Annotated in this window: 13 protein-coding genes and 2 tRNA genes; 4 read left to right on the top strand and 11 right to left on the bottom strand. The window is 70.9% G+C overall.

Annotated elements, in window-relative coordinates:
• The first annotated feature begins 57 nt into the window (after positions 1 to 57).
• Entirely contained in the window at positions 58 to 990 is a 933-nt protein-coding gene (locus tag Sspor_RS27875; protein ID WP_202201571.1) for a hypothetical protein, read from the top strand.
• Positions 991 to 1,059: 69 nt separating this feature from the next.
• Here the strand turns inward: Sspor_RS27875 and clpX are convergent, their stop codons facing one another.
• The 5 genes from clpX to Sspor_RS27850 form a co-directional block, all read right to left on the bottom strand.
• Entirely contained in the window at positions 1,060 to 2,346 is a 1,287-nt protein-coding gene (clpX, locus tag Sspor_RS27870) for an ATP-dependent Clp protease ATP-binding subunit ClpX (RefSeq protein ID WP_202201570.1), read from the bottom strand.
• Positions 2,347 to 2,499: 153 nt separating this feature from the next.
• A complete protein-coding gene (locus Sspor_RS27865) occupies positions 2,500 to 3,168 on the bottom strand; it encodes an ATP-dependent Clp protease proteolytic subunit (RefSeq protein WP_272934852.1) in 669 nt (222 codons plus the stop codon).
• Positions 3,169 to 3,223: 55 nt separating this feature from the next.
• Positions 3,224 to 3,841: an ATP-dependent Clp protease proteolytic subunit gene (locus Sspor_RS27860; RefSeq protein WP_030008567.1), complete on the bottom strand. Its 618-nt coding sequence runs from the start codon at positions 3,839 to 3,841 to the stop codon at positions 3,224 to 3,226.
• Between the two features lie 276 nt (positions 3,842 to 4,117).
• Complete coding sequence (gene tig / locus Sspor_RS27855; protein WP_202201569.1) at positions 4,118 to 5,506, bottom strand: trigger factor; 1,389 nt, start codon at positions 5,504 to 5,506, stop codon at positions 4,118 to 4,120.
• Positions 5,507 to 5,670: 164 nt separating this feature from the next.
• Positions 5,671 to 5,747 (bottom strand) — tRNA-Pro (locus tag Sspor_RS27850).
• A gap of 168 nt (positions 5,748 to 5,915) precedes the next feature.
• Between Sspor_RS27850 and Sspor_RS27845 the strand changes: the two genes are divergently transcribed.
• A tRNA-Gly gene (locus tag Sspor_RS27845) sits at positions 5,916 to 5,986 on the top strand.
• A 77-nt stretch (positions 5,987 to 6,063) separates the two neighbouring features.
• On the opposite strand, the gene Sspor_RS27840 is transcribed toward Sspor_RS27845, so the two are convergent.
• The 4 genes from Sspor_RS27840 to Sspor_RS27825 all read right to left on the bottom strand — a co-directional run bounded on the left by Sspor_RS27840 (position 6,064) and on the right by Sspor_RS27825 (position 8,879).
• Positions 6,064 to 6,666 carry a hypothetical protein gene (locus Sspor_RS27840; protein ID WP_202201568.1) on the bottom strand — a complete coding sequence of 201 codons (603 nt, stop codon included), beginning with the start codon at positions 6,664 to 6,666 and terminating at the stop codon, positions 6,064 to 6,066.
• Positions 6,667 to 6,668: 2 nt separating this feature from the next.
• A complete protein-coding gene (locus tag Sspor_RS27835) occupies positions 6,669 to 6,863 on the bottom strand; it encodes a membrane protein (RefSeq protein WP_030008564.1) in 195 nt (64 codons plus the stop codon).
• 175 nt (positions 6,864 to 7,038) lie between these two features.
• Complete coding sequence (locus Sspor_RS27830; protein ID WP_202201567.1) at positions 7,039 to 7,494, bottom strand: HD domain-containing protein; 456 nt, start codon at positions 7,492 to 7,494, stop codon at positions 7,039 to 7,041.
• On the bottom strand, positions 7,491 to 8,879 hold the full coding sequence (locus Sspor_RS27825) for a pyridoxal phosphate-dependent decarboxylase family protein (RefSeq protein ID WP_202201566.1): 1,389 nt from the start codon (positions 8,877 to 8,879) through the stop codon (positions 7,491 to 7,493). The genes Sspor_RS27830 and Sspor_RS27825 overlap by 4 nt, the downstream gene beginning before the upstream one ends.
• A gap of 83 nt (positions 8,880 to 8,962) precedes the next feature.
• Here Sspor_RS27825 and Sspor_RS27820 point away from each other — a divergent pair, with 83 nt between their 5' ends.
• Positions 8,963 to 9,589: a DUF4232 domain-containing protein gene (locus tag Sspor_RS27820; RefSeq protein ID WP_202201565.1), complete on the top strand. Its 627-nt coding sequence runs from the start codon at positions 8,963 to 8,965 to the stop codon at positions 9,587 to 9,589.
• Between the two features lie 56 nt (positions 9,590 to 9,645).
• Here the strand turns inward: Sspor_RS27820 and Sspor_RS27815 are convergent, their stop codons facing one another.
• Positions 9,646 to 10,455, bottom strand: a complete 810-nt coding sequence (locus tag Sspor_RS27815) for an ABC transporter ATP-binding protein (RefSeq protein WP_202201564.1) — start codon at positions 10,453 to 10,455, stop codon at positions 9,646 to 9,648.
• A 115-nt stretch (positions 10,456 to 10,570) separates the two neighbouring features.
• Positions 10,571 to 11,713 carry a PP2C family protein-serine/threonine phosphatase gene (locus tag Sspor_RS27810; RefSeq protein ID WP_202201563.1) on the bottom strand — a complete coding sequence of 381 codons (1,143 nt, stop codon included), beginning with the start codon at positions 11,711 to 11,713 and terminating at the stop codon, positions 10,571 to 10,573.
• 117 nt (positions 11,714 to 11,830) lie between these two features.
• Here Sspor_RS27810 and Sspor_RS27805 point away from each other — a divergent pair, with 117 nt between their 5' ends.
• On the top strand, positions 11,831 to 13,066 hold the full coding sequence (locus Sspor_RS27805; RefSeq protein WP_202201562.1) for a GNAT family N-acetyltransferase: 1,236 nt from the start codon (positions 11,831 to 11,833) through the stop codon (positions 13,064 to 13,066).
• The last annotated feature ends 6 nt before the right edge of the window (positions 13,067 to 13,072 follow it).

The raw sequence follows: 13,072 nt of genomic DNA, 5'->3' as shown, positions 1-13,072 counted from the left end.
GCCGGGCTTCCGTCAGGATGTGTGAAACGGATAAGCAACCTCATTGGGGGACGCGGGATGAGCTACAACCAGCCAGGGCCCTACGGCCAGCAGCCTCAGCAGCCGGGACCGTACGGGCAGCAGCCCCCGCCGCCGCCGGGACCGTACGGGCAGCAGCCGGCCCCGCAGCCCGGCCCGTACGGGCAGCCCGCGGCCCCGCAGCCGGGCTACGGCTACCCGCAGCAGCCGGGAGTCCCCCCGCAGGGCTACCCCCAGCAGCCGCCGACCCCGGCCTACGGCTACCCGCAGCAGCAGGCCCCGTACGGCGGGCAGCCCCCGAAGAAGTCCAAGGCCGGTGTGATCATCGGCGCGGTCGTCGCGGTCGCGGTGATCGCGGGCGGCGGCTGGTACCTCCTCGGCGGCGGCAGTGACATCTCCGCCGACACCAAGGGCTACAAGCTGGTCGCGCCGGAGTCGGTGGACGACTTCAAGAAGGACCCGAAGTACAAGGAGAAGGCCTTCACCGACGAGGACAAGAAGGAAGCCGAGGCCGCGGGCGTCAAGAACCCGACCCAGGTGGGCATGGACTACCTGGCCGGCGACCCCAAGAACCCGCTGACGGCCAAGGGCCTCCACTTCTCCGGCCTCTACGGCGAGATCGCCGATCCGGAGAAGTCCGTGGACGGCTACTTCGCGAAGCTCAGGGAGGAGGCCGCCAAGGACGGCAAGTCCGAGGTGGCGCTCGTCGGCAGCCCGAAGGCGATGTCCCCGGCCAACTTCAAGGGCGCCGTGATGAAGTGCCAGGACATCAAGTTCACCTCGAAGGACACGACCTCCAAGGGGCCCAAGGAGGCCACGCTCCCCTTCTGCGTCTGGGGTGACTACAGCACCCTGAGCATGATCAGCGCCTCGGACGTGGCCTCCATCCTCGCGAACAAGCCCGGTTACACCCAGGAGCAGGCCGCCGAACTGGCCGCGAAGCTCTACAACACCGCCCGCGTCAAGAAGTAACGGCGCGCGCGGCACACGCAGAAGGGGCGCCCCCGGCCGGGGGCGCCCCTTCTGCGTACTGCCCTGTGGCTACGCCGACTTCTCGTGCGGGCCCTGGTCCTTCGGGACGATCCGCGGGACCAGCGTCGGGTTGACGTTGGAGCGGACCACGTCCGCGGTGATGACCACGCGGGCCACGTCCTTGCGGGACGGGACCTCGTACATCACCGACATCAGGACCTCTTCCATGATGGCGCGCAGGCCGCGCGCGCCCGTCTGGCGGAGGATCGCCTGGTCCGCGATGGCCTCAAGCGCCCCGCGCTCGAAGTCCAGCTCCACACCATCGAGTTCGAACAGCCGCTGGTACTGCTTGACCAGCGCGTTGCGCGGCTCGATCAGGATCTGGAGCAGGGCCTCGCGGTCCAGGTTGTGCACGGAGGTCAGCACGGGGAGGCGGCCGATGAACTCGGGGATCATCCCGAACTTCACCAGGTCCTCCGGCATGACCTCCTGGAACTGGTCGCTGGCCTCGATCTCGCGCTTCGAGCGGATCGTCGCCCCGAAACCGATGCCCTTGGCGCCCGCACGCGACTCGATGATCTTCTCCAGGCCGGCGAAGGCGCCGCCCACGATGAAGAGCACGTTCGTCGTGTCGATCTGGATGAACTCCTGGTGCGGGTGCTTCCGGCCGCCCTGCGGCGGTACGGAGGCGGTCGTGCCTTCCAGGATCTTCAGCAGGGCCTGCTGCACGCCCTCGCCGCTCACGTCGCGCGTGATCGACGGGTTCTCGCTCTTGCGGGCCACCTTGTCGATCTCGTCGATGTAGATGATCCCGGTCTCGGCCTTCTTGACGTCGTAGTCGGCGGCCTGGATCAGCTTCAGCAGGATGTTCTCGACGTCCTCGCCGACGTACCCGGCCTCCGTCAGCGCCGTCGCGTCGGCGATGGCGAAGGGGACGTTCAGCATGCGGGCGAGCGTCTGCGCGAGCAGCGTCTTGCCCGAGCCGGTGGGGCCCAGCAGCAGGATGTTGGACTTCGCGAGCTCGATCGCGTCGTCCCGGCCCTGCGCGCCGCCGTTCTCGCCGGCCTGCACCCGCTTGTAGTGGTTGTAGACCGCTACCGAGAGCGCCTTCTTCGCCGGCTCCTGGCCGACGACGTAGCTCTCCAGGAACTCGTAGATCTCACGGGGCTTGGGGAGTTCCTCCCACCGGACCTCGGAGGTCTCCGCGAGCTCCTCTTCGATGATCTCGTTGCAGAGGTCGATGCACTCGTCGCAGATGTAGACACCGGGTCCTGCGATGAGCTTCTTCACCTGCTTCTGGCTCTTTCCGCAGAACGAGCACTTGAGCAGATCGCCGCCGTCACCGATGCGTGCCACGAGGTGCTTCCCCTTCGCCTGGGAGACGCCTGGTTCAGCGCTCCTGGTGCCTCATATCCGACGGTACCTTGCCGGGGGCCCCGTGCGGGGCCCCCTTGACGTGGTTCACATCTCCGAATGCGGGGACGTGCTCACGCCAACTGGTGGCAAGGATCAGACCGCGCTGCTCTTACGGGTGGAGACGATCTGGTCGATCAGGCCGTACGCGAGCGCGTCCTCGGCCGTCAGGATCTTGTCGCGCTCGATGTCGTCGCGGATCTTCTCGATCGGCGTCGTCGAGTGCTTGGCCAGCATGGACTCCAGCTGGTCGCGCATGCGCAGGATCTCGTTGGCCGCGATCTCCAGGTCGGAGAGCTGCTCACGGCCGGTGCCACCGGAGGGCTGGTGGATCAGCACGCGGGCGTTCGGCAGGGCCATGCGCTTGCCGGGCGTACCGGCGGCGAGCAGGACCGCGGCGGCGGAGGCCGCCTGGCCCATGCAGACCGTCTGGATGTCCGGCTTCACGAACTGCATCGTGTCGTAGATCGCCGTCAGCGCGGTGAACGAGCCACCGGGGCTGTTGATGTAGATGGAGATGTCGCGGTCCGGGTCCATCGACTCCAGGCACAGCAGCTGCGCCATGACGTCGTTGGCGGACGCGTCGTCGATCTGCACGCCGAGGAAGATCACGCGCTCTTCGAAGAGCTTCGCGTACGGGTCGTACTCGCGCACGCCCTGCGAGGTGCGCTCGACGAAGCGCGGGATGACGTAGCGGTTGTCCACCTGCGGGCCGGTGTAGAGGCCGCTTGCGGAGAAGTTGTTCTGCATCTGGGTGTTCACCATCCTGGTGGCGTTCTGCGGGCTGTCGGCTGACGGGTACTGACGGTGGGAGCCTGGATCAGGCACCCGTGCCGCCGCCGCCCGGCGCGTTGGACGCGGCCGAGATGATCTCGTCGATGAGGCCGTAGTCCTTGGCCTCTTCGGCGGTGAACCAGCGGTCGCGGTCACCGTCGCGGATGATCGCCTCGACGGTCTGGCCCGAGTGGAACGCGGTGATCTCGGCCATGCGCTGCTTGGTGCGCAGCAGGTACTGGGCCTGGATCTTGATGTCCGACGCGGTGCCACCGATGCCGGCGGAGCCCTGGTGCATCAGGATGTCGGTGTTCGGCAGGGCGAAGCGCTTGCCCTTGGCGCCACCGGTGAGCAGGAACTGCCCCATCGAGGCGGCCATGCCCATGCCGATGGTGACGACGTCGTTCGGGATGAACTGCATGGTGTCGTAGACGGCCATACCGGCCGTCACGGAGCCACCGGGGCTGTTGATGTAGAGGTAGATGTCCTTCTCCGGCTCGGCGGCCAGGAGCAGGAGCTGCGCGGTGATCTTGTTAGCGATGTCGTCGTCGACCTGCTGGCCGAGGAAGATGATGCGCTCGCCGAGCAGCCGGTTGTAGACATGGTCGCCGAGGCCGCCACCGATGGACGGCTCACCCGCGGCGTAAGGCTTCAGATTCGTCACGTATCCACCTGCTCGTCTCCGACGGCCATGTGCCGTCTCAGCGTTTCGTTCTGGGGTCCGGTCCGGACGGAGCGGACGGGTCCGCCGGCGCCCGGGTACTCACGTGCCCTCGTATTCATGGACCCTAACGCGCAGGTAGGACAACGCCATCCCGCTTCCGGAACTGTTCGCTCGGAGCGCAAGCTCCGGGGGCCGTACGGGGCCTGTGACGAAGGGCCCGGACACGACGGTGTCCGGGCCCTTCGGGGCACTGCTCAGCGGGCTTCGCCCGGGGTGTTACTTGGCCTCTTCGGCCTTGACCTCGTCGTCGCCGTCGACGACGGCCTCGACGGTCTCGGCGGCCTGCTCCTCGTCCTCGTCGGACAGGTCCACGACGTCACCGTTCGTGTCGACGACCTTGGCGGCCTCGACGACGACCGCGAGGGCCTTGCCGCGGGCGACCTCGCCGACCAGCATCGGGACCTGGCCACCCTCGACCACGGCCTGGGCGAACTGGTCGGGGGACATGCCGGAGGAGGCGGCGCGGCGCATGAGGTGCTCGGTGAGCTCCTCCTGGTCGACGCCCAGCTTCTCCTTGTTGACCAGCGCGTCGAGGACGAACTGGGTCTTGATGCCCTTGATGGCCTGCTCGGAGGTCTCGGCGTCGAACTCCTCGACCGTCTTGCCCTGGAACTCCAGGTACTTCTCGATGGTCAGACCCATCTGGCCGAGCTGGTGGTGCTCCAGGTTGTGCTTGCGGGTCTGGACCTCGTCCGCGAGGAGCTTCTCGGGGATCGGGACCTCGACGAGCTCCAGCAGCTTCTCCAGGACGCGCTCCTGGGCCTGCGTGGCCTGGTCGTACTGCTTCATGTTCTCGAGGCGCTTGCGGCTGTCCGCCTTGAGGTCCTCGAGGGAGTCGAACTCGCTCGCCATCTGCGCGAACTCGTCGTCCAGCTCCGGGAGCTCCTTGGCGGAGACCTTGGTGACCTTGACGGTGACCTCGGCGTCCTTGCCCTCGGCGGAGCCGCCCTTCAGCTGCGAGGTGAAGGTGGCCTCGCCGCCGGCCTCCAGGCCGGTGACGGCCTCGTCGATGCCCTCGAGGAGCTCGCCCGAGCCGATGGTGTAGGAGACGTCGGAGGCGACGCCGTCGGGCAGCACCTCGCCGTCGACCTTGGCCTCCAGGTCGATGGTGACGACGTCACCCTCGGCGGCGGCGCGCTCGACGTCCTTGGTGGACGCGAAGCGGCCGCGCAGCTGCTCGACGGACTTCTCGACGTCCTCGTCGGAGACCTCGATGGCGTCGACCTCGACCTCGATGCCGGAGAAGTCCGGGATCTCGATCTCGGGACGGACGTCGACCTCGGCGGTGAAGGCGAGGACCTCACCGTCCTTGAGCTCGGTGATGTCCACGTCGGGCTGGCCCAGCGGGTTCAGGTCGGCCTCGTTGACGGCCTCGGTGTAGAACTTCGGGAGGGCGTCGTTGACGGCCTCCTCCAGCACCGCACCGCGGCCGAAGCGCTGGTCGATGACGCGGGCCGGGATCTTGCCCTTGCGGAAGCCCTTCACCGTGACCTGCTGGTTGATCTTCTTGTACGCCGCGTCGAGGCTGTCCTTGAGCTCCTCGAAGGGCACCTCAACAGTGAGCCGAACCCGAGTCGGGTTCAGGGTCTCCACGGCGCTCTTCACGGTTCGGTCTCCTTGTGGCTGACTGCTGGGGATTCTGCCGTCGCGCTGTGATTCAGCGGTTCGGCGGACTTCGGCCCGGTACATCAGACACACGGGCACGCAGCTTGCATAGTAACCGCAAGCGGCAATCAGCCCACAACGCGATCTTGTGGAGACACTGCTGTTGGTCGGGGTGGCCGGATTCGAACCGACGACCTTCCGCTCCCAAAGCGGACGCGCTACCAAGCTGCGCCACACCCCGTCGGTGCGACACGTAGGGTACATGCCTGGAGACACTCTGATGCGCGGGGTTTCCCGAGCCGTTTCGGGATGACCTCCGGCGAGGCGCCGAATGTGGTGTGCACCCACCGGGAGCGACCCGCTAGGATGCTGTCCGTGCCCAGGTCCGCGGACCTGCGGCGCGTGCGTTGCGGGTGTAGCTCAATGGTAGAGCACTAGTCTTCCAAACTAGCTACGCGGGTTCGATTCCCGTCACCCGCTCTGAAGCACGAAGGGCCAGGTCAGAGGATGTTTCCTCGACCTGGCCCTTCGTCGTTCCCGGGGCTCGCGACACACCCCTAGTACGGGCCGCCGCGGAACAGCAGGCTGCCGTGGTGGCGCGGGCGGTCGCCGCGCTCGTGGGCGGCGTCGGAGCGGTCGGCGGGCGCCGAACGCCCGGCGAGGGTGCGCAGCGCGGCCAGGCCGGCCAGCACCTCTTCGCGGCGGTCGGCGGACTTCATCCAGGCCGGCAGCCGCGCGAACATCGCCATCGTCGGGGAGGTGTGACGGTGGCGCAGACGGGCGCCCACGTAGGCGGCGAGGGCGTCGACGTGCTCTTCGTCGTAGGCCCACAGGATCCGTCCCGCACAGCGGGTCTGAAGCCACAACGGCCGCCGGAAGAAGGGGTCCTCGGTGCCGCCGGGCACCGCACCCACCAGGCCCGCGCCCCGTTCCTCGGTGGTCCAGGCCGCGACCGCGCCGCAGCCGGCGCAGACGAGACGGCGGGGCTGGAAGAGCAGGGCACTGAAGTACTTCGGCGGCGCGAGGTCCGGCCGGGGGACGACGAGCGCACGGCCACCGCACCTCGGGCACACCACGAGGATCCGGCTGGTGAACTGGACGAGCCACGTGCCGTGGTCGTGGTGGCGGACCGGTTCGCCGTCGGCGGGCTCGAAGCTCATGGTCAGAGCTTGATGTTCGCGATCATCGTCGCGAGGGAGTTCAGGAAGCGGTTCACGTCGTCCGCGATCGAGCTGGACGCGAGGAAGAAGCCGAAGAGCGCCGCGACGATGGCGGGGCCCGTCTTGATGTGGTTGCCGCGGATCAGCACCACCAGGATGACCGCCAACAGAACCACCACTGACAGCGAAATGGCCACTACTGATCACACCTTCGGTCGTCCCCTGGTCGGCCCGGGGGCACGGCCAGGCATACCCCCACATGGACCATCCTCCCACCAACGGACCCCGGCTATACGCCCCGTGACGAATAGCCGTGATTCCGTTTCCGCCAACCACAGGCGCGACAGGAAACTTTCGGGCGCGGGGCGCCCGTCACGGGGCGGTGAGACCGAGGAGGGAACGGATATTCGCATACTTTACGGACAGCCGTTCGCGCGTGGGCCCGTCCAGCACGGAGAGGCGTACGGGGTCCGCGTTGTGCGCGAGGTCGGCCTCCTTGACGAGCAGGGCGCCCGGGGTGGCCAGGATGCGGGCCGCGTACAGCTCGACGGCTTCGCCCGGGCGTTTGGTGACCGCGAGGACCATGTCCTTCACCGTCTGCGGGAGGGCCGCCGCATCCAGCCAGGTGAGGCTGAGCGCCTCGTCCTCGATGGCGTCGTGGAGCCAGGCCGCCGCCTGCTGTTCGGGGCTGCCGCCGCGCAGCCGTACGCCCTCGGCCACGGCCGCGAGGTGTTCGGCGTACGGCCGGCCGGCCTTGTCGGTCTGGCCCTCGTGCGCGTCGCGCGCCAGGGACTCGACCTCGATCAGAGTCAGGGGGCTGTTCGTCATGCGATCTCCCTTGCCGCTGCGCCGAGAGCCTCCGCTGCCCGGCGTACGTCCGCCTGCGTGGTACGCCAGTTGGAGAACGCGGCGCGCAGGGCGGCGGTTCCCCCGTAGACGGTGGGAGTGACGAAGACCTCCCCGGCCACCGCCTCACGCAGGGCTGTGAGGCGCTCCGGGGTGGGGGCCTCGGCGAGGGTGAAGCAGACGACGTTCAGGCGGACGGGGGCCAGCAGGGTGAAGGCGGGGTCCTCCTCGAGGGCGGCGCCCAGCGCGCGGGCGCAGGCGATGTCCCGTTCGACGATCTCCCGGTGGCCCTGGCGGCCGTACGCGCGCAGGGTGAACCAGGCGGAGAGGGCGCGCAGCCGGTGGGAGTTCTCGGGGGTGAGGTGGACGAGGTCGGGGTGTTCGCCGAGGGGGCCCAGGTAGGCGGCGGAGTTCTGGAAGACGCGGGCCTGCAGGTCGCGGCGGCGGGTGAACTGGACGGCGCTGTCGTAGGGGACGTTGAGCCACTTGTGCAGGTCGACGCAGACGGAGTCCGAGGCGTCGAGGCCGTCGGCGAGATGGGCGTGCGCCGGGGAGAGGGCGGCGAAGGCACCGAACGCGGCGTCGGTGTGCAGCCAGAAGTCGTGGCGCCCGCGCAGGGTTTCGATCGCCCGGAGGTCGTCGAAGTCGACCGTGTTGACGGTGCCCGCGTTGGCGACGACCACGGCCGGTCCCGGGGTGTCGGCTAGCGCCCGTTCCAGGGCGGCGGGGTCGACGGCCTCGCGGCCCGGCAGGGTGGGTACCCGGACCAGGGAGTTGCGGCCGAGGCCGAGGAACGAAAGGGCCTTGGCGATCGAGGAGTGCGGGGCGCCGGAGAGCACGCGGACCGGGCCGAGGGCCGCCGCGCCGTCCTCGGCCGGGGAGACGCCGAGGCGTTCGCCGAGCCATTCGCGGGCGATGGCGAGGCCGGTGGTGTTGGACATGGTGGCGCCGGAGACGAAGGTTCCGGAGTGGTCGGCGGAGAGGCCGAAGAGGTCGCGCAGCCAGCCGACGGTCTCGCGTTCGAGGTCCTGGCCGCCGCCGTCGAGGACGGAGTTGGAGTTCTGGTCGTGGACGGCGGTGAGCCAGTCCCCGGCGAGGGCGGCGGGGGTGGCGCCGCCCGTGACGAAGCCGAGGTAGCGCGGCCCGGCGGACGCCGACAGCCGGGGCTCCCAGCGGTCTCGGAAGGCGGCGAGCGCGGCGTCCGTGCCGGCGGCGTGTTCCGGGAGGGGTTCGGGGTCGTGCGGCTTTCCGGCGGGCGGTACGACAGGACGCGCGTCCAGGGTGGCGAGCGCGTCGGCGGCGGCGCCGCGGGTGGCGTCGAGGAGTTCGGGGAGCCGGGCGAGGTCGGCGGCGAGCGTGCGGTCCATGGGGGCACGTTAGGCGCGTCCGGGGCCGAGGGGGCGGGCCAATCGGCGGGGAGTGGCCCGCCGTGGCGTCGTAGGCTCACCGGATGATCGCGAAGCGGTGGATGAGGCGATGGATACCGGGCCTGCTCACGGCGGGGGTGCTGGCGGGGGCGGCGGGCTGCTCGACGCCCCCGGCCCCGCGGGCGGCGCCCGGGCCGACCGCGGTGAGCGTGACGGCCGGGCCCGTACCCGCCAGGAGTGCGCCCGCGGCGCCACCGGCCACGGCGGAGCCCTGCCCCTCGGGCGGGGTCCGGCTCGTCGAGATGGAGGGGAACGCGGCGATGGGGCTGCGGGTGGCGGACTTCCAGCTGGTCAACTGCGGTGACCAGCCGTACGCCCTGGAGGGCTACCCGCAGCTGTCGCTGCGCGACGACCGCAACGACGCGGTGCCGGTCGCGGTGGAGCACGGGGCGGCCGGGATCACCACGGGCGCGTCGAACCTGGACGAGGCGCCGCGGCCGGTGACGCTGGCGCCGGGGCAGGCGGCCTCCTTCGGGATGGTGTGGCGCAACCTCGTCACCGACTCGGCGGTGCCGGCCACCACGGCGCGGATCGTGGAGGTCGAGCCCCGGCCCGGTGCGCCCCGGCTGTGGCTGCGGCTCGCCGCGCCGGTCGACCTCGGGAACACCGGGCGGCTGGGCCTGGGACCGTGGCGCCCGATGACCCGCTGAGCCCCGGGCGGCTGCGGCGGCCGGCGGCCCCGCCGGAGCGGGAGGCGCGCCGGGGTTCAGGCGGCCGCGGCGCCGTCGGCGGTGAGTGTGGCCATCCGGGCCGCCACGGCCGCGGCGGAGCTGCGCGGCAGGCGGTCGGTGATCAGGCCGTCGGCGAGGAAGAGCACCTGGTCGGCGTGGGCGGCGGCGGCCGGGTCGTGGGTGACCATGACGACGGTGGCGCGCAGCGAGTCGACGGCGTCCCGGAGCAGCTTGAGGACCTCCGCCGCGGTGGCGGTGTCGAGCGCGCCGGTGGGTTCGTCGGCGAAGACCACGTCGGGCCGGGTGACCAGGGCCCGGGCGATGGCCACGCGCTGCTGCTGGCCGCCGGACAGTTCGGCCGGGCGGCGGCCGCCCTTGCCCTCCAGGCCGACGCGGGCGAGCAGCTCGGCGGCGCGGTCGCGGCCCTCGTGCGCGGAGCGGCCGCCGGCGAGCCGCAGCGGGAGCAGTACGTTCTGCTCGACGGTGAGGGACGGCAGCAGGTTGAAGGCCTGGAAGACGAAGCCGAGGCGGCCGCGGCGGAGTTCGGTGAGCTCGTTCTCGTTCATGGCGGTGATCTCGGTGCCGCCGAGCCGGACGGACCCCTCGGTGGGCAGGTCGAGTCCGGCGGCGCACTGCAGGAAGGTCGATTTCCCGGAGCCGGAGGGTCCCATGACGGCGGTGAAGCTGCCGCGCGGCAGGCTGAGGTCGATCCCGCGCAGCGCGCGCACGGCGGAGCCCCCGCGCCCGTAGGTCCTCCGTACGCCGCGCAGTTCCACGGCTGCGGTGGTGTCGTACCGTTCCGGCGGGGTCTGCCGGTGCTGCCGCCTGCTCCGTCGGAGCCCCATGGTGTGCCGCCTCTCGCTGCCGTCCTGGTCGTGGCTCCGACGCTACGGATCATGGCGGGCCGACGGCCATGACGCCGCCCGGCGGACCGGTGGTGGGGCAATCCCCACCCCCTGGTCAGGCGGAGCGGCGGATGAGCAGCAGTGCGCGGTCGTCGTTGACGTCCTTGGCGACCTTCTCGATCAGGTGCCAGGCCGCGCCTTCCCAGCCGGCGGCGACGTAGCGGTCGGCCTCGCCGGTGAGGCGGTCGATGCCCTCGCTGATCTCCCGGTCGGCGGTCTCGACCAGGCCGTCGGTGAAGAGCATCAGGACGTCGCCGGGGCGCAGGTTCCCGCGGGCGGGAGTGAATTCGGCGCCGTCGTAGACGCCGAGCAGCGGGCCCTCGCCGGTCTTCTCCTGCCAGCGGCCGGTGCCGGCCGAGAGCTGGAGGGCGGGGAGGTGGCCGGCCGAGAGGAGTTCGTAGTCGCCGGTCTCCAGGTCCAGGACGAGGTGGATGGAGGTGGCGAAGCCCTCGTCCCAGTCCTGGCGGAGCAGGTAGCCGTTGGCGGCGGGCAGGAAGCCGTGGGCGGGCAGCGCGCCGAGCAGCCCGCCGAAGGCGCCGGAGAGCAGCAGGGCCCGGGAGCCGGCCTCCATGCCCTTGCCGGAGACGTCGGTCAGGACGATCTCCAGGGTCCGGCCGCCGTTGGTGCGGGCCGCGACGACGAAGTCGCCGGAGAAGGACTGGCCGCCGGCCGGGCGCAGGGCCATCTCGCGGTGCCAGCCGCGCGGCAGGGCGGGCAGTTTGCTCTGCACGCGGATGCGTTCGCGCAGGTCGAAGAGCATGGTGCCGCCGCGCCGCCAGGGCACGCCGACGCGGCTGCGGAACTGGGCGATGAGCAGGCCGAAGAATCCGCAGGCCGCGACGACGAGCACGGTGCCGGGGGTGACGCGTGCCGGACCCTGGGTATAAGGGCCCAGGGCAAGGGCCTCGACGATCAGTGCGGCCGCGGCGGCCGCGTACAGGGCGAGGAGGCTGGCGGGGCGCAGCAGCAGGCCGCCGGCCACGATCGGCAGGACGAGCGCCGACGGCGAGAACCAGACGGGCAGCATCAGCGTGCCGCAGGCGATGGCGGGGACGGTGAGCAGCAGGCCTGCGAAGGCGAGCCAGTCGGAGGCGTCGCCGCGGAAGTAGTCGACGGCTGATTTGCGCAGGGCTGTGCGGCCCCGGTGCGACAGCATGCGCATCCGGGCCATGAGGGATTCCACGCGTGCTCCGGCCATTGCTTCGGGACCTTATCCATCCTGGCTGTGGATGCGCAGGGGTACCCCCGGACCTGGGGTCCACAGACGCCCGAAAACAGATCGACTGAGTCGGAATGCCCTGATAGGGATGGCCACATGACTCTGGAGATGCGCGTAATACAGACTGATGAGTGGGATGTCTGGTACGACCACCTGGAACTGGCATTCGGCGGTGTACCCGAATCCCCCGCGGAGCGGGAGCTGTGCAAGGCGTTGACGGACACCGACCGCGCGCTCGGCGTCTGGGACGGCGACGGCTGCGTCGGCTCGGCCGGTGCCTTCTCCTTCCGGCTGTCGGTGCCGGGCGGGGCGATCGTCCCGGCGGCCGGTGTCACGGCGGTGGGCGTCTCCCCCACTCATCGCCGGCGCGGGATCCTCACCTCTCTGATGCGGCGCCAGCTCGACGACATCCGGGCGGGTGGCGAACCGCTCGCCGTGCTGACGGCCTCGGATCCGGCGATCTACGGGCGCTTCGGCTACGGCACGGCCGCCTACGCGCTGGCGGTGGAGATCGACACGACCCGCGTACGGCTGTCCGTGCCGCCCGGCACCGACGGGATCCGGCTGCGCCTCGTGGACCCGCGGAAGGCGCTGGCCGACTGCGAGCGGGTCTACGCGGCGCTGGTCTCCAGCCGGCCGGGGATGCCGGCCCGGCAGCCGGGCTGGGAGGAGCTGCCGCTGCTGGACGCGCCGTCGATGCGCGAGGGCGGGTCACCGCTGAAGTGCGTGGTCGCCGAGCGGGAGGACGGTGAGGTGGTCGGGTACGCCCGCTACCGGGTCAAGGCGGACTGGGACCTGACGGGTTCGGAGGGCAAGGTCGAGGTGAGCGATCTCGACGCGCTGGACCCGGTGGCGTCCGCGGCCCTGTGGCGCTACCTGTTCTCGATCGACCTGACCTGGACGGTACGGGCGCCCCGGCGGCCGGTGGACGACCCGGTGCTGCACCTGGTGAGCGACATCCGGCGGGCGCGGACGCGGCTCCGGGACTCGCTGCACGTACGGCTGGTGGACCTGCCGGCGGCCCTGGAGGCGCGGGCGTACGGGGCGCCGGTGGACGTGGTCGTGGCGGTGGAGGACGCGTTCTGCCCGTGGAACGAGGGGCGGTGGCGGCTGGTCGCGGACGCCGGGGGTGCCGCGCGCTGCACGCGGACCGCGGAGCCGGCCGACCTGGAGCTGTCGGTCCGGGAGCTGGGATCGGCGTATCTGGGCGGGATCACCCTGACCTCGCTGGCGGCGGCCGGCCTGGTGCGCGAGCTGCGTCCGGGCGCCCTGACGGAGGCCTCGCGGGCCTTCGCCGGGGACGTGGCGCCGTGGCTGCCGCACAGCTTCTGACCCGCC

Origin of the sequence: Streptomyces spororaveus, from assembly GCF_016755875.1 — a bacterium.
In the GTDB taxonomy this organism is placed as follows: domain Bacteria; phylum Actinomycetota; class Actinomycetes; order Streptomycetales; family Streptomycetaceae; genus Streptomyces; species Streptomyces spororaveus.
This window is presented reverse-complemented; position numbering and strand designations above follow the sequence as displayed.

Coding starts and splice junctions, on each gene's coding strand:
- Sspor_RS27875 (WP_202201571.1), top strand. CDS start 58: ATGAGCTACAACCAGCCAGGGCCCTACGGCCAGCAGCCTCAGCAGCCG.
- Sspor_RS27820 (WP_202201565.1), top strand. CDS start 8,963: ATGATCGCGAAGCGGTGGATGAGGCGATGGATACCGGGCCTGCTCACG.
- Sspor_RS27830 (WP_202201567.1), bottom strand. CDS start 7,494: ATGACGAACAGCCCCCTGACTCTGATCGAGGTCGAGTCCCTGGCGCGC.
- Sspor_RS27810 (WP_202201563.1), bottom strand. CDS start 11,713: ATGGCCGGAGCACGCGTGGAATCCCTCATGGCCCGGATGCGCATGCTG.
- Sspor_RS27840 (WP_202201568.1), bottom strand. CDS start 6,666: ATGAGCTTCGAGCCCGCCGACGGCGAACCGGTCCGCCACCACGACCAC.
- Sspor_RS27815 (WP_202201564.1), bottom strand. CDS start 10,455: ATGGGGCTCCGACGGAGCAGGCGGCAGCACCGGCAGACCCCGCCGGAA.
- Sspor_RS27865 (WP_272934852.1), bottom strand. CDS start 3,168: ATGGTGAACACCCAGATGCAGAACAACTTCTCCGCAAGCGGCCTCTAC.
- Sspor_RS27825 (WP_202201566.1), bottom strand. CDS start 8,879: ATGGACCGCACGCTCGCCGCCGACCTCGCCCGGCTCCCCGAACTCCTC.
- Sspor_RS27805 (WP_202201562.1), top strand. CDS start 11,831: ATGACTCTGGAGATGCGCGTAATACAGACTGATGAGTGGGATGTCTGG.